General features: G+C 60.3%; 15 protein-coding genes. 9 read left to right on the top strand and 6 right to left on the bottom strand.

What is annotated here, in order from left to right; all coding sequences use genetic code 11:
* Positions 1 to 104: 104 nt before the first annotated feature.
* From NTD89_RS01945 to NTD89_RS01930, 4 genes are all read left to right on the top strand, one after another.
* Positions 105 to 1013: a hypothetical protein gene (locus NTD89_RS01945; protein WP_262206273.1), complete on the top strand. Its 909-nt coding sequence runs from the start codon at positions 105 to 107 to the stop codon at positions 1011 to 1013.
* A gap of 99 nt (positions 1014 to 1112) precedes the next feature.
* Positions 1113 to 1460, top strand: a complete 348-nt coding sequence (locus NTD89_RS01940) for a type III secretion protein (protein ID WP_262206272.1) — start codon at positions 1113 to 1115, stop codon at positions 1458 to 1460.
* Between the two features lie 204 nt (positions 1461 to 1664).
* Positions 1665 to 2000, top strand: coding sequence for a hypothetical protein (locus NTD89_RS01935; protein WP_145163326.1), 336 nt, complete (start codon positions 1665 to 1667; stop codon positions 1998 to 2000).
* Positions 1993 to 2547 (top strand): type III secretion effector protein, encoded by a 555-nt coding sequence (locus NTD89_RS01930; protein ID WP_262206271.1) that lies wholly within the window; start codon positions 1993 to 1995, stop codon positions 2545 to 2547. The genes NTD89_RS01935 and NTD89_RS01930 overlap by 8 nt, the downstream gene beginning before the upstream one ends.
* A 26-nt stretch (positions 2548 to 2573) precedes the next feature.
* Here NTD89_RS01930 and NTD89_RS01925 read toward each other — a convergent pair whose 3' ends face one another.
* Complete coding sequence (locus NTD89_RS01925; RefSeq protein WP_145163328.1) at positions 2574 to 3725, bottom strand: MFS transporter; 1152 nt, start codon at positions 3723 to 3725, stop codon at positions 2574 to 2576.
* A 182-nt stretch (positions 3726 to 3907) separates the two neighbouring features.
* Between NTD89_RS01925 and NTD89_RS01920 the strand changes: the two genes are divergently transcribed.
* The 5 genes from NTD89_RS01920 (at position 3908) to NTD89_RS01900 (ending at position 10993) form a co-directional block, all read left to right on the top strand.
* Positions 3908 to 4894, top strand: coding sequence for a diaminopimelate epimerase (locus NTD89_RS01920; protein WP_262206270.1), 987 nt, complete (start codon positions 3908 to 3910; stop codon positions 4892 to 4894).
* Positions 4895 to 5195: 301 nt separating this feature from the next.
* Positions 5196 to 7214, top strand: coding sequence for a type VI secretion system tip protein VgrG (locus NTD89_RS01915; RefSeq protein WP_262206269.1), 2019 nt, complete (start codon positions 5196 to 5198; stop codon positions 7212 to 7214).
* On the top strand, positions 7214 to 8050 hold the full coding sequence (locus tag NTD89_RS01910; protein ID WP_262206267.1) for a DUF4123 domain-containing protein: 837 nt from the start codon (positions 7214 to 7216) through the stop codon (positions 8048 to 8050). Before NTD89_RS01915 ends, NTD89_RS01910 begins: the two co-directional genes overlap by 1 nt.
* Complete coding sequence (locus tag NTD89_RS01905; RefSeq protein ID WP_262206265.1) at positions 8043 to 8822, top strand: hypothetical protein; 780 nt, start codon at positions 8043 to 8045, stop codon at positions 8820 to 8822. The genes NTD89_RS01910 and NTD89_RS01905 overlap by 8 nt, the downstream gene beginning before the upstream one ends.
* Positions 8823 to 8836: 14 nt before the next feature.
* A complete protein-coding gene (locus tag NTD89_RS01900; RefSeq protein WP_262206264.1) occupies positions 8837 to 10993 on the top strand; it encodes a lipase family protein in 2157 nt (718 codons plus the stop codon).
* A 9-nt stretch (positions 10994 to 11002) separates the two neighbouring features.
* Here the strand turns inward: NTD89_RS01900 and codA are convergent, their stop codons facing one another.
* From codA to NTD89_RS01875, 5 genes are all read right to left on the bottom strand, one after another.
* Complete coding sequence (gene codA, locus NTD89_RS01895; protein WP_145163338.1) at positions 11003 to 12238, bottom strand: cytosine deaminase; 1236 nt, start codon at positions 12236 to 12238, stop codon at positions 11003 to 11005.
* A gap of 27 nt (positions 12239 to 12265) precedes the next feature.
* Positions 12266 to 13483, bottom strand: a complete 1218-nt coding sequence (locus NTD89_RS01890) for a PucR family transcriptional regulator (RefSeq protein ID WP_262206263.1) — start codon at positions 13481 to 13483, stop codon at positions 12266 to 12268.
* Positions 13480 to 14748, bottom strand: coding sequence for a cytosine permease (codB, locus tag NTD89_RS01885; RefSeq protein WP_145163342.1), 1269 nt, complete (start codon positions 14746 to 14748; stop codon positions 13480 to 13482). Before codB ends, NTD89_RS01890 begins: the two co-directional genes overlap by 4 nt.
* A gap of 385 nt (positions 14749 to 15133) precedes the next feature.
* Positions 15134 to 15490: a 6-carboxytetrahydropterin synthase QueD gene (gene queD, locus NTD89_RS01880; protein ID WP_003173033.1), complete on the bottom strand. Its 357-nt coding sequence runs from the start codon at positions 15488 to 15490 to the stop codon at positions 15134 to 15136.
* A gap of 76 nt (positions 15491 to 15566) precedes the next feature.
* The gene (locus NTD89_RS01875) at positions 15567 to 16646 is read right to left on the bottom strand and encodes a patatin-like phospholipase family protein (protein WP_145163344.1); all 1080 of its coding nucleotides are present in this window, start codon (positions 16644 to 16646) and stop codon (positions 15567 to 15569) included.
* Between the last annotated feature and the right edge of the window lie 14 nt (positions 16647 to 16660).

Here is a 16660-nt window from a genome sequence, read left to right as displayed (position 1 = left end):
GAACCTATTCCGACAGAGGCGCCACACAGGGGGAAACCTGAACGACTTCGACGTCACGCTGGAGTGGCAGGTTGGTAACCGATCCCCTTGCACTGGAGGCACTTATGTCGGTATCGGCTCTCGATACGTCTGTTTCTGTTTCATCAACCACTGACACGGCGCTGGCTGATTCCAAGCCCGAAGCCAGGGCCAACCGCTCGTTTTCTGTTGCGCCGTCCTACCACAGCCACAGTGCCGGGAACGTCAGTTATAACCTGTCGGTCAACGTTTCCGGGCCGGTGTTTGGCGCTCATCAGCAAACAGCCCAGGGTCACACTGATCATCATCATTGGGCGCCGGCGATGACTCACTCGGCCTCGCAACAGGGTTTCATGCAGCAGTTTCAACACGCAATGGGCCATTGGTTTGGTCGTCAGCGCCCCGACGCGCATGCTCATCACAACGGCGTACCGCCAACGCCTGTGCCGGTTGGGTCGGGTAAACCAGACCTCGTCTACGCCCATAAAAGTAATGACCAACTGGCGCAGTTGCTGCTGAACAACTTCGCTGCGTTCACCGGATCAAGTCACTCCAAAACCTTGAGTGCTCGCACCCTTAAAGACATGGCGGCAAAACAGCTGGGCAGTGATCCCAAACTGAATGAAAACATTCGCACAGCCAGAGAGGTATTGCGACGTACCGGCATGATGGACGCCCTTGGCAGTCGAACCGACCTGCACGCCCTGGCTAAACTCATTCGTGACGACAACCCCTTCAAATACAAGGATGACAAACAAATAGCCCAGGAAATGCTCAACCATTTCAATCAATTGAAAGATTACGTTGGGCACGAAATCAACATCAAAGACCTTCAGGCACTGGGCAAAACCCCCATGACGGGCATCCCTTCGATCGACCATTTAATCCAACTGAGTAAAGCGTTTACCGGCCGCGGCGATTCGCTGAAGAAAATGGACGCAGACGCGGATGGCCGGATCAACGTGTTTGAAATCCTGGTCGCACTGTCCCGCTGATTGAGTACGCGCGATGCAATCGGCGCGGCGAACGCTTCGTGGCGCTTGCTGCGCTGGATGGGCGCAATGGCTTGGCGCACTCGGTGGTCTTTTCAGAACATGAATCAGGGCCTGGATATGACTTCAACTTCGTTTCAACCCTGCCCAAGGGGTGGCCTCGACACCTTCGCCAAGGGCGCCGACGTTGAGCGCTCAACATCAGTGGCGGGGCAAGAGCTGCCGAATGACGGTCTGCCTGCGGCCCCGCCGAACGGGTACGCGGCAGAAGTGCAGCGCATGAAAGCGTTCGCGGGGCAGTGCAAGTTCCGGGCACCGGTCGCCGATGATTTCGCCCGCGGCATGCTTGCGCCTGGGGAGGCGAGCCGCAACGAAAGCAAATGGTCGGGCGCCTGGGCTGTGTTGATCAATGGCCTGAAAACTGTCTGGCGTGGGAGAACGTCGGGTTGACCCAACGCCTCAGGGTTTTTACATGCTGTTATTGGTATTCAGCCGCTGCCCGGAACTATCGTGCGCAACTCGCCACACATCGGTTGCTTGCTCCTACGCAATTAACCCACTGATCCGGAACACCTCGGTGTTGAATTTCAGGCAAGCGCAGATCAGCAAAAGGTCGGGAGATGACGTATGACAATTGAGGGTGCATTACCGCGCATGCTGCCAACGGCCATGGGCGGCCCGCAGGTTCGCTGGCCTTCGCCGCCGCCTGTGGCACAGCCGTTTTGCGAGGATCAGTCTGTTGCGCAAGACCTGCCGCCGCCGCGGCGGCACGGCTTGCGCGCAACCTTGCCGTCGTTGCGGCACCAGGCGCTGCAGAACGCGCCAGCGGCTCGCGCAGACACCACACTTCCGGGCCCGAGCTTCACCGACAGGCAACTGGCGCTCGAGTTGCGAAAGAACTTTGACGTGTTTGAAAACTACAGCGAGGGGGGCTGTGTGACGCCGTCTTCGCTGCGCCAATTTGCAGCCGAAAAGCGTGAGGGTGAATGACGTGCGCGACCGCATGATCCTGGTGGTCAGGGAAATTCTCAAGCGCCCGCTGCTGAGCGACGCGATCATCGATTGCGACGGCTATATCACCCGCGACAGCCTGGAAGCCGCGTGCGCATTGCGCGGCAACAGTTCACCCAACGCCTTCAGCCAGGACCCTTTCCATGGCCAGGGCAATGCCAGCGTCGTGCAGGCGCTGCAAGGTCACTTCAAACAGTTGAGGGACACGCTCAAGGACCGCACCGTGTTCTTTGAAACCTTTGAGTACGTGGATATTTCGCTGCTCAAAGTGGTGATGAATGACCCCGATGACAGCGACTCACTGGGCAGGCCGATTCTTGAACCCACCACCGGGCTGCCCAGAAAGAAATACAGTGAACACTGTGTGTACACGGCAAAAAACATCATCGAGCGCCCAGGTTTATTGCGCGCGTTGCAGCGCGCCAATACCCAGCGCTTGTTTGGCCGCTCCAGGCACGAGGGCTGGCTGTGCAACAAAAGCCTGGAGCGCTGGCTGGAACAGCACCAGATGCACAAGGCCCGGTAGCGTCCAGGCCATGTGCGGCAGGCAATTCACACCTTGAGAATTTTGCCGCTGATGGCCACGCCGGCCAGCAACATCGCGACCAGCACAAAGGCGATGCTCAAGCTGCTGCCGTGGGCGATAAAGCCGATCATGGCCGGGCCGGCAAGAATGCCGGCATAGCCCAGGGTCGTAATGGCCGGTACCGCGATGTGTTCCGGCATGACTTTTTGCTTGCCGACGGCGGTGTACAGCACCGGCACGATGTTCGAGCAACCAGCGCCCACCAATGCATACCCCAGCAGCGCGGTTTCCCAGGCCGGGAAAAGCGTGGCGAGCAGCATGCCGGCGGTGGCCAGCGAGCCGCCGATGATAATCACACGGGTAGCGCCCAGCCGCCGCACAATGGCATCGCCGGTCAAGCGTCCCGCGGTCATGGTCAAGGCAAATGCCGCATAGCCGAGGCCGGCATAAGCCTCATCCAGGCCGCGCTCGGCGCTGAGGAACACGGCACTCCAATCCAGCACCGCGCCCTCAGCCAAAAATACGATGAAACACAGGCAGCCAATAAACAGCACCACCCCGTGAGGCACTGCAAACGCCGGGCCCGAGCTTTCGCTGCCGTAGGGCAACAGATGTGGCCCGGCCTTGAGCAGCGCCACCGCCATGATCACGATCACCACCAGGGTTGCCTGCAACGGCGACAGGCCCAGGCCGAGCAACCCGGAGACCCCCGCCGCGCCGACGATGCCGCCAAGGCTGAACAAACCGTGAAAGCCCGACATCATGGTTTTGCCGCTGGCGCGCTCAACGATGACGGCTTGCAGGTTGACCGTCGAATCCACGGTGCCCAGGCCGGCGCCAAACAGAAACAGCCCGGCCATCAGCAGCGGGATCGAGCTGACCGTCGCGAGCATCGGCAGGGCCAGGCAGATCATGATCGTGCCGCCCGTCAGCACGCGTCGGCAGCCGTAACGTGAGGCCAGCGCACCGGCCACCGGCATGGCGATGATCGAACCCACTCCCAGGCACAACAGCAGCAGACCCAGCGTGCCCTCGTTGAGTTGCGCGCGTGCCTTGGCATACGGCACCAGCGGCGCCCAGGCGGCGATGCCGAAGCCGGCGATGAAAAAAGCGATACGGGTCGACATTTGTTCCAGTCGCCCGGGAACCACGGGCGCTGGAGTGGGAATGGCAGTCATGAAAAATCCTTGGTTTTGCGTTCAGCGAACGATGTCCGGCGCGACATCCTTGCATATCAGGCGCTCTCGAGCGAGCCGGGTTCCCTGCGGATGACCCGGTCGACAGTTCTGTAATACGCTGCCGCCCACTGTGCAGGCAATTGGACGGACAAGCCGATGAAGATTTTCACGCGGGTGGCAAAATGACCCAGTTCTATGACGCGCGGGGCAATATCTACGCGGTGGTCAGCCCGGCCTATCTGCGCAGCCGCGGTGTTGATGTGCCCGAGCGTGCTGACTTGGCGGCGCACACTCGCAGAGACTGGGCAACGTCGGCAATCACTTCCGAGTGCGGCTGGGGCGCGTTGCCCCGACCCGCCAATGCGAAGGCGCACCGTTGCGATGGTTTGCTGGTCGGGCCGTTTCAAACCGCGCCGCCGTTTGACCTGCTGATCGTCAATACGGACGGCTCCCTCGCCGAACGCAGCGGCAACGGTCTGACTATTTTTGCGCAGGCGTTGACCGATCAGGGCTTGATGGTTCAAGCGTGTGAATTGCGCGTGCACCATGACCAGCCGGCCACGGCGTCGCCTGTTGCCACCCGCGTGGAGCCGGCGTTGTACGAAGAGGTCGCAGGTTTCTGGCTGGCATTGGGGCTACCAATGTTCGGCCCCGACGCAGTGGCTGCTACGGGTGTTGATGCGGTTGCGGTCAGGGAGCGTGAGTTCAGTCACGTGGCCGCGCTGGCTGCAGTCAACCCGCAATGGGCCTGCAGTCAGTTTGTACGTGTGGGCAACCCTCATTGCGTGACGCTCGTCGAGCACGCCAGCGCGTTACCCGACAATCAGTCGATGCAACAGCCGGAACTCTTCGGGTTGTTGCAGGCGATTGCCTTCGCACCGCCGCTTGGGTGTGGTCAACCGTGTCGTGCCGGAATCAATCTGCAATGGGCTGCGCGGTCTTCGGACAATCACGTGATCGCGCGGGTGTTTGAGCGGGGAGAAGGGCCCACCGCGTCCTCGGGGACCAGCGCCAGTGCTGTGGCGTGCGCGGCATGGCGAGCAGGTTGGGTCACGGACGGCGTAGTGGCCGTGGTCATGCCAGGTGGCACAGCGCCCGTACGGTTGCAGAGCCAGGGTGAAACAGTGCTGAGCGTCAGTCTGTTCGGGACTGCAAGGGCTCAAACCTGATCGTGATAGAGCAGCTGATGGCTTGGGTGAGTGTCAGCTGTTTCTTTATTAGTTAGTTATGCTTGTAAAGTTGGTGTGGGAATTTTCTTGTTGTCTGTAGTTGCGTTATTAATGCGCTGTCATGTTTCGTAAAAGACACTTCCGACCCCCATGTACGAAACTTCTTTTTTGTTTTTGAGCGGCCGCATTTCGCCTGAAATCGCTAAGCTTCACTGCGTTAAGGCGCTTTTTCCCAGCCGTTCGATCAACATCCGACGGGAGAAAGCCTTTCAGTCAACGCTTTGATGATGGGTAACTACGGATGGTGAGTGCGTTAATGTCGTCACGTTTCAAATTGATACTTCCAGAGGTTGCCAGCGACTTTCAAGTGCTCGCGTTTAAAGGCAATGAAGTTATTGATCAGCCTTATTTCATTCAACTGCAGCTCGTCAGTGAAAACGCCTCGCTGGACCTTGAGGCGCTGCTCCATCAGCCTGCCTATCTTGACTTCGGCGCGGCGGACGCAGGACTGCACGGGCAAATCCACGCCATCGGCCGCGATGATCCGGGCGCGCGGCTGACCCGTTATCACCTCACCCTGGCTCCCCGGCTGGCGTGCCTGGCCCACCGGCGTGACCAGCGTATTTTCCAGCAGCGCAGCGTGCCGCAGATCATCGCTGCGGTGCTTGAGCATCACGGCATCCTTGCCGACGCCTATTGCTTCGAACTCGGCCCGGTGGTCTATCCGCCACGCACGTTCTGCGTGCAGTACGCCGAAACCGACCTGCACTTCATTCAGCGCCTGTGTGAAGAAGAGGGCATTCACTACCATTTCCGCCACAGCACCAACAATCACGTGCTGGTGTTTGGGGATGACCAGACGGTGTTTCGGCGCTTGCCTGTGCAGCGCTATTGTCCGGTGCGTGACCACGTCGACGAATCGGGGATGATCCAGGGTTTCGAGGTTCGTCTGGAAACTCGCACTCGGCATACGGCTCGTCGCGATCATGATTTCGAGCACCCGTTGTTGCGCCTGCACGACACGGCAGGCACTGCCTCGGCGCAACCTTTGGAGGATTATCGCTACCCTGGCGGCTTCCGTGACCGTGCACGGGGCAAACAATTGGCGCGTCGTAGCCTGGAACGCCATCAAAGCGACCGTCATCACGCGCTGGGCCGCAGTGATCAAGCTGCATTGAGCTGCGGCCATTTCCTCGAACTGCGCGATCACCCCGATCCGGCCTGCAACGACCTTTGGTTGATCACGTCAGTGCGTCATGAGGGTTATCAACCGCAGGTACTTGAGGAAACGCTGGTTGAGACGGACGTATTTCAGGGCTACCGCAACCGGTTCACCGCAACACCTTGGCGCGCGCCTTATCGGCCGCGTCTGAAGCACCCGAAGCCGACCATTAATGGCAGCCAGACCGCCACGGTGACAGGGCCGGCGGGCGAGGAGGTGTACTGCGATGCCTATGGCCGGGTGAAGGTACGGTTTCATTGGGATCGCCTGGAAAACACTGATGACAAAAGCAGCTGCTGGGTACGGGTAGCGTCCGGTTGGGCGGGGGATGGCTTTGGCGCAATGATGATTCCGCGCGTGGGCATGGAGGTGCTGGTGACCTTCCTGGAGGGCGACCCCGACCGGCCATTGATCAACGGCTGCCTGCCCAATGCGCTACACATGCCGACCTATCCTTTGCCGCAGCACGGCACCCGCAGTGTCTTGCGCAGCCGCAGTTCGCCAGGCGGCGGTGGAGCCAACGAACTGCACCTTGAAGATCGCCGTGGCGAGGAGCTCATCTACCTGCGCGCCCAGCGTGATCTGGAGCAGCGAGTGGGTCACGACAGCCGCTTGGAGGTCGTCGGAGAGCGCCACGAAATCATCCGGGGACTGAGCACGGCTCACCTGCAAAGCGGCGAGCGTCGTCATATCGAGGGTGATCGCAATGTCGAGCTCAAAGCGCATGATCACCTGGACGTGCAGGGCGACAGTCAGACACGGGTAGGGCGTTTGCTGGTCATTGAAGCCGGGCAACAGATCCATCTCAAGGCAGGCGCCAGCCTGGTCATCGATGCGGGCGCGCAACTGAGCCTCAGGGCCGGGGGCGAGTATGTGCTGGTTCAGGCCGGCGGTATTTTCACCAGCAAACCCATTACCGTTGGCGGCTCGCCACCTCCGAATTCATTCGCGAGCGCCTTTTCAGCAACAGCCGGGCCGAAAATGGCGGTCGCACAAGGCGTCGTCATGGGGTTGGCCCGGCAGTTGGGGGCAGATTTTTGTCCTGTGTGCGAGCAATGCCGCGAAGGCCAGTGCGACATCAAGCGGAGGGCTGCTTGATGCAGAGCATGCCTGGCCGCTGGATGGCCCAACAGCAGCAAGCGGGCCGCCGACTGTGCCTGATTCTTGACGGCAACCATGATGCACGCCAGCCGCTGCTGGCGGCCCGTCATCTGTCGCAGTATTGCAGTCTTTACGGTGAGAGCGCCGTGGCCGAACTGGCAGCGGTTGGTCCGGTGATTCTGCTATTGGAGCAGGCAAGTGAGCCCGCGCTGTTCGACCTGCTGCAGCACCCGCAGGCCGACTGGGGTTGGTTGGCAAGCCTGCCCGACGACGACCTGGCCGGTGTGGTCCGACATTGGCGCGAGCGCATGCTGGTAGGGCTTGAGGGTGGCCAGGCGTTGTATCGCTTTCACGACAATCGAACCCTGGCTCGCGTGTTGGCTCATCTGCCGAGTGAGCACTGGCCAGTGTTCCTCGGCCCGCTGGTCAGCGTGTGCTACTGGCACGAGGGCCAGTGGCACCACAGCGATAATCCGGCCCCCGGTGAGTATCCGGTGCCAGTTGCGGCACCCTGGCTCAACACCCCCAACCCCCATACGGCGGCCATCCTGCACGCCAATGTCCTGCGCTACCTGCTGACCGAGCACAGCGAAGACCTCGCCGCGCTGGTTGAATTCCAGGACCCTCGAATCTGGTTATCCCAGGTATTGGAACAGGCCCGTGCGTGGCAATGGCGTGAGCCGCAACAGCTTGAATTCCTGGTAGTGCGCAGGTTGGAAGAGGCAACGCGTACCTGCGTGATTCAGTGGCAGCCACTGCACGCAGAAACGCCTGGAGACCACTTCGAACGAGTGTCCGCGCAGTGGCGCAGGTTGGGAGGCAAGCATGAATAAGCGCCTGCGTGGTGCATTGGTCGGGCTTGGTGCGGTGTGGCTTTCGGGGTGTGCGGTGGGGCCGGTCAATCACTTTACGTTGGAGGTGGATTTGCCTGCGGAGTTTGAACTTAAAACTGCCGCTAATTACAGTCCAGCCTCGGGCGAGACCTGCACGCTGCCGACACGTCGCGGCAACCGACCAGAACGAAAGGTCTTTTTTGCTGACTTCAAACCTGTGGCCAGCCGTGTGAGTTATGAGCTGCCGCTGAGTGAAACCATCGAGGGGTGTCGTTCAGTGTTGCACAGCGTTCAGTTTGGTTTTTATGCGAAGTGGGGAAAGCGAGATTCGGACATAGGCGGTGACACCGCGAGTATCGCTATTCAAGATCGCTTACCTGCGCATTTTCCTAAGATGCCTGAGGCTGGGGTTCAGGAGTTTCAAGGGCAATGCAGGTGGTATTTCCGGACGGTGGGCCCTCTGCATGCAATCAGAAAAATTCTGCAGTGCAATTCGTTGGACAAAATGGGGCTGCCGCAGGAAACGAAGGCTGGTGGTGGTGCGCAACGCGATCAACTGGAAGGGAAAAAACTTCGATTGGTACTGATTGTTACCGATGACGAATTACCCGCTTTTGACCGCAGATGGATAGAGGTTCCAGGCGGATGGAAGCGTTGCAAAGGTAAAAGTTTTGACGATCAGATTGCCGCCTGCGACAGCAATGTCACAGATTTCAAACCTATAAAAATGCCGGATGGACGTCTATGTGATGTCTACCCAACGTGCAGTTAACAAGGAGTGGACTCATGAAACAGGAAGCATGGAAGCAGCCATTTTTCAGCGGCAACATGCCTGCTTGCGCATTGAAAGGACATTGGGCGAGCATTTGCCTGGTAGACGAAACTGGAAGTGGAAAAGCCTATGGGGGACTTCGATACAGCATTTACGACACTGCAGGGCGGCAGTACGACGGTAGGTTAAATGCAGAGGGGTTCGCAAAGTTACAAGGCTTTTACTGTGGTCCAGTGGTTCTCAGGTTTGATGATTTGTATGCTGGAGCGGAAACGCCATATCACCAATTGCGAACGCGCGTTGCGTACCAACTTCCTATAACCGAACTTCAAATCCGTGCCGAAAAGACGCGGTTTTCTACCAGCGATGGTCAACGTATTGAAGTCAATCCGGCGCAGTCCCGAGCTGACCGGTTTTATCAGGTTGAAGTACGGGACCTGGTCCGCCATGTTGCCCATCTTCCTCCGTTGACTTCCAGAACTAATCGGCCTGAACGTCATGCTTTGAAAATGATGGCCGACCTCGGGTTCGGTCCGCCCCTACCGACTTTGTCAGGTGTTGTGTTATTCCCCAATCAAAACACCGTGCTTGAAGTCAGACCTTTACGGGCCCTGCGTCCCATGCTGTCTATCGAAGACAACTTCTGTGCTTTGAACCTGTATCAGCTCGCTCTGATGTCTGCCTTGAGTTACTGCGATTTTGGCCAGCAACCACCGAATAAGCCGGTCGATGAAGTGTGTTTTCCGTTGGATCCAAGCATTGGAAATCTGTTTGCTGAAAAACTGTCGGTCTTTGAGAACGCCTGGCGAGTTGATCCCGCACAAGTACAGCGTTTCTATCCGATGTATGAAGAGGTTCCCTACTCTAGACGTTTCGAGATCATTCCGTTCGATCCTGGGCAGTATCCACAAAACCGTCTGGGGTTGGAGGGCGAGCAGGAACATCCTGAGAGCCTGCATTTTTTTAACGATGAGAAATATGGTACCGACACTCAAGCCTTCATCACACACCACGATGAGGTGGTTCTGATCTCAGTAAGAGGTACTGTCAGTGGTGCCGATATCTTGCGGGATGCAAACGCCCATCAGGTGGATTTTGCCGAAGGTGTCGGTCAGGCTCACGAAGGGTTCTACCTTGCTTATCGAGCAATGCGTAGTTTCGTGCTGCATTACCTCGACCAGTTTTACGATGGCCAACGCATCGTAATCTGCGGCCACAGCCTCGGCGGCGCCATCGCCTTGCTCCTGGCAGAAGGATTGCGACGAATCCCCGACACTCGCTACAACATTCTCCTCTACACCTATGGCGCACCCCGCGCCGCCGACGCCGAGTTCACTGAAGGCGCGTCAGCCCTGGTCCACCATCGCATCGTCAACCACAACGACCCGGTGCCCAGCGTGCCGGCCACATGGATGAACACCACCGCAAAACTCTGGGTTCCAGGCGCAGTGGCATTGTTCAGCGCACCCGGTCCGGGCGGGCTTCTGTTTGCCGCCGGCCTGGTGCGTGTGGGTGGCAATCCCTACCAGCATCACGGTGAACAGCAGCACTTCATGCCGATCAAGCTGGCCGATGGCACGCATTCTTCGGTGTTATGGAAGCCCGGTTGCGAGTCCATCCTGCAGGCCGGTTGTAACCGTGCCTTGCAGCTTCAGGGCGATATGCCCAACCGCGCCAACGTGCTGAAACAACTGTTTCAGGCCAGCCAGCACTTCATGACGGCCAGCTACATCCCTGCGGCCTGGGCCACATTGCGTCGCTGGCAACAAACCGTGGATAGCCAAGGGCCTCTGGTCACGCACAGAGAGTTTGAGTTGCTCGACCATGCGCTTGAGAGCATGACTGCGCAGTTACGCGATAAGAACCGTGAGCTTGACCGTCGCCGCCCCACAAACCAGCGTGGCTATGGGCACGAACATAGCCAGGCGTTGAACGCAGAAATTGACCGGTTGCGCACCAGTCGCCAACGGTTGGAGTCTTTGCGCTGGCGGCGCCTGGACGCGCGCGACGTGTATGGCAGTCACGCCAATCGCGCGCACCTGCAACCCAGCCTGAAGCGTTGGTTCAGCCACCGTGAAAACCGTGAGTTGGCGCAAGTTGCCTGTATTCCTGCGCCGATTCATGACGGTTCAGGCAAGGTGCATCCGCTCGACCTCGACGCCATTGTGTAGCCTCACCGTTTACAAAAACTCCACCTGCGCCGGTTGCCGTTTCATCAGCACTTTGCCATTGCGGATTGAGTACAGCGGCAGGCCCTGGCTGCGAATAACTTCGTAGTCGCTGTTTGCCGACAAGATCAGCAAGTTGGCCGGGCGCCCGGGCTCCAGGCCATAACGCTCGCCCAGGGCCATGGCCTTGGCGCTGTTATCGGTGACCAGGTCCAGGGCACTTTGCAGATTGCGGTAGCCGAGCATATGGCAAATGTGCAAACCGGCTTCCAGGACCCGCAGGATGTTGCCGTTGCCCAGGGGGTACCAGGGGTCGACGATCGAGTCCTGGCCAAAGCACACGTTCATGCCGGCTTCGAGCAGTTCGTTGACGCGGGTCACGCCGCGGCGTTTCGGGAAGCTGTCGAAGCGGCCTTGCAGGTGAATGCTTTCGGTGGGGCAGGACACGAAGCTGATGCCTGAGTGCCCCAGCAGGCGAAACAGTTTGGCGCAATACGCATTGTCATAGGAGCCCATGGCCGTGGTGTGGCTGGCGGTAACGCGTGCGCCCATGTCGCGGCTGCGGGCTTCTTCGGCCAGCACTTCGAGAAAGCGCGAGTGAGGGTCATCGGTTTCGTCGCAGTGCACGTCCACCAGGCAACCCGTGCGTTCGGCCAGGTCCATGAGGAATTTCACCGAGCTCACGCCTTGGTCGCGGGTGTATTCAAAGTGGGGAATGCCGCCGACCACGTCGGCGCCCAGGCGAATGGCTTCCTCCATCAACTCGCGGCCATTGCGGTAGGACTCGATGCCTTCCTGGGGGAAGGCGACGATTTGCAGGTCGATCAGGTGCGAGCTGTCTTCGCGTACTTCAAGCATGGCTTTGAGTGCCGTGAGCTCGGGGTCAGTGACGTCGACGTGGGTGCGGACATGCTGAATGCCGTGGGCGGCCAGGGTCTGGATGGTTTTCTTGGCGCGAGTCTTGGTGTCTTCCTGGGTGATCGTGGCTTTACGCTCGCCCCAGCACTCGATGCCTTCGAACAGCGTGCCGCTCATGTTCCAGCGCGGTTCACCAGCCGTAAGGGTGGCGTCGAGGTGAATGTGCGGTTCAACAAAAGGCGGTATGACCAGGTTGCCGGCGGCGTCCAAATCGCCGGCCCCTAAAGCAGGTGCCTCGGTTTGCGAAGTGATGCTGGCGATCCGGCCGTGTTCCAGGTGCAGATCATGCAGGCCTTCACGGTTGCGCAGGCGGGCGTTGATGATATGCATGGGCAAGTTCCTCTTGGCTAAAGACAATCAGGCAGTCAGCCGCCAGATCATCAGGGCTATTCCGATGTCCAGGCGGTCATATGAGTTGCCCAGCGTCAGCCCGCTCAGGGCTTCGATACGCTGGACGCGGTGCGTCACTGTGTTGCGATGCAGGGCCAGGCGCTGCGCGGCGGCCACAAGGTTACCATTCTCGTGAAACCAGGCTTCCAGGGTCGGCATCAGGCAGGGGCCATGGTGGCGGTCGTGGCGCAACAACGGGCCCAGGCGTTCATTGAGAAACTGGTCGAGCAGGGCGCGATCACGCACGCCACTGAGCAGTTTCAACACGCCCAGTTCGTCATACACACAAAGCCCGGCGCGGTCGCTGAAGCGCCGCGCCGCCGCCAATGCCTGGCGTGCTTCATCCTGCGCCTGAGCCAGGCGCGCGGGTGGGTGTGCCGCGGCGCTGAGGCCGATAAACAGTTTCATAGGGGCCAGCCGCAGGTTCAAGGGGTTAAGCCAGGCAGCCAATTGTTGGCGATTGGCCAACGCTTGCACGGCATCGGTGGCCGGCAGTAGCAATGTCCAGTGCCCAGCCCTGCCCACTATCGGCAACGCTGCATGATGCTGCGCCGAGAACTGGCGCAATCGACGGGCGATACCGTCGTGCTGCCGGGCCAACTGCGCTTCCGCCTGCGCAGTATCACCCTGGGCAAATAATGCCTCGCCACCCTCCAGTTGCAACTGGACAATCTGCCAATGCCCGGCCAGCGACATGCCCAGTTGCGCGGCCCGATGCAGCAACACTTCAAGGGACTGATAATCACCGGCGAGCAAGCGTTCCAGCACGTCGTGTCGCGAACGGCCCAGTTGCTCGGACTGGATCAGCGCCGAACCAATCGCTTGGGTCACCAGCACCATTTTCAGCGAGTAAGGCTGCTCGATCAGCGGCATGCCGGCCGTTTCGGCGGCGTCCAACAGGCGCTGGGGGATCGCCTGAATATAGGCCGGCCCTGTGAGAATCACCAAACCGGCAACCTGACGCTGGCACGCTTCCTCCAGCAAGCGCAGGAGGTTGGGTTCATCGCGCGGGTGATTGATGCCGGTGACGAACACCAGCTCGCCGCCCAGCACCCACTCGGCAATCCCGCTGTTTTCCGCGACATACGGCCAGCGCACCGCGTTATCCAGGCCGCTGTCACCTGCGCGCAGGCGCATCGATTCAAGGCCGGGCAGGGCCAGTACATCAGCGACGGTAAGGCTCATGCCGGGGCATCAGCCAGCGGGGCACGCACACGCAGCACGGCGGTCAGCACGATGTAGGTCAGCGACGCGGCGACAATCCCCACCAGTGGCGCCACCCACGGCGAATGGAACGCCAGCACCGTGCCCACCGCGTACGCCACCAGACCAGGCCAATTGAATGCCGGCAGGCGCGTCTCGGCCAGGCGCGGGTACTGGCCACGATAGCGGTAAAAGAAGTCTGCCATTATCACGCCGCCAATCGGTGGGATCACCGTGCCCAGCAAAATCAGGTAGGGCACCAGCATGTCGTACATGCCGAGCAGCGCCAGCAGGGTGCCGATGACCGCCCCGGCCAGGGTTACGGTCTTGCGGCGGCGGGTCCGCAGCAAGTTGCAGCCGGCGACGGCAAAGTTGTAAATGGTGTTGTCCTGAGTGCTCCAGATATTGAGCAGCAACATGGCCATGGCCGCCATGGCGAAGCCTTGCAGCAACAACACTTCCACCACGTCTGGCTGCTGATAGACGATGGCGCCATAGGCCCCGATCAGGACCATCAAACCATTGCCGATAAAAAAACCGATCAGGCTGGCCAGCACCGCGACCTTGGCCGAACGGGAAAACCGCGTCCAGTTGGTGGCCTGGGTCGCGCCGCTGACAAAGGTGCCGAACACCAGCGTGATCGCGGTGGACAAATCCAGCTCGCCCGTCGGCACGACTGCCAGCAGGCCGTCCAGCCCGCCGACTTTTACCGTGGCGACCCACATCGACAGAAACAGCAAGATGCCCATGGCCGGCACCGCGATATAGGACAGCACCTCCAGCCCGCGATATCCCACGTACGCCGTGGCGCAGAACACCATGCCGAACAGCACCATCAGGCCCAATACGCTGCCCTGGCTCAGCTCGAAATACTTGCCCAACACCACGGCGGCGGTGGCGGTGCCCCAGGCGTACCAGCCGATCTGGGTGAAGCCGAGGATCAAGTCGCTGAGCTTGCTGCCGACCTCGCCAAAGCAGAAGCGGCCCATCAACACTGAATTCAAGCCACTCTTGAACGCGATGTAACCCAGGCCCGCGGCGTAAATGCCCAGCAACAGGTTACCCAGGGCCACAACGCCGAGCATGTCGGTAAAACTGAAGGCTACGCCCAGCTTGCCGCCGGCAAACATGGTCGCGGTGAAAAACGTGAACCCCAGCAGCACCATGGCGGTGGACGCCAGGCCCTTGCGCGCATGCATCGGCACTTCGCTGAGGGGGTAATCGTTGCCTGGTTCTTGCTGAGTCATGGCCCTGCTCCCTGAATGAGTGACGCAGGCCTGTTGCACCGCGCGTGCCAAATCGGCAGAAGTGACAGGCGCACGGAAGATGCTGTGCACCGTGCACAGTATTTATAGCCACATTGGGGAGAATCGCAGGGAACAGTGGTCTTTGTGCCCAGTCAGGCACGAAAGCGGTGCAGCGGTGATACAAATTGGATCAGCATCTTGCGCCGTGGCTTGGTCGTGGACACGCGGCGCGAGCCATGCGCTATGGCGCGACGGGTTCCAAGCTCGCAAGCCCGTGTGCTCGGCCAATCGCGAACCGCGTAGCACAGCCCTCCGGCATCGGCCGGGGACGGCGGCTGGCGCAAAAAAAAACCACCGCAAGGGTGGTTTTTTTCACCGCGTCGGCTTACTCGCCGCGGTAGATGCAGCCGCTGGTGCAGGTTTCATGGATGCGAATCGCGCTGAGTTCCGGCAGCAAGGGTTTGAGCTCATTCCAGATCCATTTGGCCAGCACCTCGCTGGTTGGGTTTTCCAGGCCTGGGATGTCATTGAGGTAGTTGTGGTCGAGGCGTTCATAGAGCGGCTTGAAAATCGCCTTGATCTCCGAGAAGTCGCGAATCCAGCCGGTATGCGGATCGAGGTCGCCGCTCAGGTGGATCGCCACCTTGAACGAATGCCCATGCAGGCGCCCGCATTTATGGCCGTCCGGTACGTGGGGCAGGCGGTGGGCGGACTCGAAGGTAAACTCTTTGAAGATTTCCACAGTATTTTCAGCTCGGTCAGGTATCTGGCAGGCGGCGAGTTTAACAGCTTGATCCTTCGCCGCGCATACCGCTTGGTCATAGCGCCAGCAAGTGCTCGCCCAATGTGCCGTTATCCGCCAGGTCGAGGAACTCATCGCCTAACCGTCGGCTCTCGCTCATCGCGGTTTGCCAGTACTTGTTGCGGCTCGGGTCATCGCCCATGAAGCGCTTGAAGTCGCTGCGGTCCGGCAGTTTGCCGTGGGGCAGGCGGGCGAGGTAGTCCCTGGACGGGGCCAGCAGCAACACATCCTGCAAACCCTGTTGATTACTGCGCCGCCACGGCAGGCCCTTGTCGAACCAGCCGGGGATGACCCGGTCGGTGAAGTGCGGGTACAGCACGATGTCATCGCCGTGGTAGGGCAGGTCGAGGTGATAGTCGAGCAGGCCGCCATCGCGGTAAGTGCCGGCGCCCGCGCCGGGCAGGTCGCGTACGCCTTGCATCACCATGGGGATCGAGCCGGACGCCAGCAGCGCCTGGCGCAAGTTGCGCAGGTCCAGGTCGAGGAAACGCGACGGGAAGTCTTTCAGCGGATGCACCGGCGGCGCCTGGCGCGGGTCGTGGATGATCAGCCGTTCGAAGTGCCGCGCCAGCCGCGCACGGCCGCGCAGGTTGTCGGCAATGACCGACGACAGGCCCAGACCGAGCCGACCGCGATGGTCATCGGCGAGCAGGCCGTGGCTTTTGACCACCATGATGTTCAGGCGATAGTCGGGGTTGTCGAGCACCCGCGCGTCGCGGCCTGCGAGCAGGTCATCGAGCATGCGCTGGCAGCTGCGGCTGACCTCGGCCATGGTCACGCCCTTGGCAAAGCGTTGTTCGTTGTACAGGCGGCCGAGGTCGAGCAGGCCTTGCACCGGGTCGGGCAGGCAGGCGCTGGCAAACCGCCAGGAGCCGATGGAGGCGCCGATCAGCGCACGCTCGCGTGGCGCGCGCGGCAGCCAGTCGCCGAACAAGGCCAGGTCCAGGCCCTGAATGCCCAGTGCCTTGGGGCCGCCGGCCGCGCCGGGCAGGATACCGACATCCGCAGGTTTGAGGCCTTGTTCGCGAATGCGCGCAAAGGCGCGTTTACCGGCCTTGAGCGTCAACGCGGGAAATTTGATGTGGATGGCTGTCATACCAGTCTCTTTTC

The sequence above is a fragment of the Pseudomonas sp. 14P_5.3_Bac1 genome, assembly GCF_025466135.1.
Lineage (GTDB): Bacteria > Pseudomonadota > Gammaproteobacteria > Pseudomonadales > Pseudomonadaceae > Aquipseudomonas.
Note: the sequence above shows the minus strand (reverse complement) of the source record. Positions and strands in the feature narration are given on the sequence as shown.

Excerpts from the sequence above, each read along its gene's own strand:
- NTD89_RS01945 (WP_262206273.1), top strand. The coding sequence starts at position 105 with ATGTCGGTATCGGCTCTCGATACGTCTGTTTCTGTTTCATCAACCACT.
- NTD89_RS01940 (WP_262206272.1), top strand. The coding sequence starts at position 1,113 with ATGAATCAGGGCCTGGATATGACTTCAACTTCGTTTCAACCCTGCCCA.
- NTD89_RS01935 (WP_145163326.1), top strand. The coding sequence starts at position 1,665 with ATGCTGCCAACGGCCATGGGCGGCCCGCAGGTTCGCTGGCCTTCGCCG.
- NTD89_RS01925 (WP_145163328.1), bottom strand. The coding sequence starts at position 3,725 with ATGACTGCCATTCCCACTCCAGCGCCCGTGGTTCCCGGGCGACTGGAA.
- NTD89_RS01920 (WP_262206270.1), top strand. The coding sequence starts at position 3,908 with ATGACCCAGTTCTATGACGCGCGGGGCAATATCTACGCGGTGGTCAGC.
- NTD89_RS01915 (WP_262206269.1), top strand. The coding sequence starts at position 5,196 with ATGGTGAGTGCGTTAATGTCGTCACGTTTCAAATTGATACTTCCAGAG.
- NTD89_RS01910 (WP_262206267.1), top strand. The coding sequence starts at position 7,214 with ATGCAGAGCATGCCTGGCCGCTGGATGGCCCAACAGCAGCAAGCGGGC.
- NTD89_RS01905 (WP_262206265.1), top strand. The coding sequence starts at position 8,043 with ATGAATAAGCGCCTGCGTGGTGCATTGGTCGGGCTTGGTGCGGTGTGG.
- NTD89_RS01900 (WP_262206264.1), top strand. The coding sequence starts at position 8,837 with ATGAAACAGGAAGCATGGAAGCAGCCATTTTTCAGCGGCAACATGCCT.
- codA (WP_145163338.1), bottom strand. The coding sequence starts at position 12,238 with ATGCATATCATCAACGCCCGCCTGCGCAACCGTGAAGGCCTGCATGAT.
- NTD89_RS01890 (WP_262206263.1), bottom strand. The coding sequence starts at position 13,483 with ATGAGCCTTACCGTCGCTGATGTACTGGCCCTGCCCGGCCTTGAATCG.
- codB (WP_145163342.1), bottom strand. The coding sequence starts at position 14,748 with ATGACTCAGCAAGAACCAGGCAACGATTACCCCCTCAGCGAAGTGCCG.
- NTD89_RS01875 (WP_145163344.1), bottom strand. The coding sequence starts at position 16,646 with ATGACAGCCATCCACATCAAATTTCCCGCGTTGACGCTCAAGGCCGGT.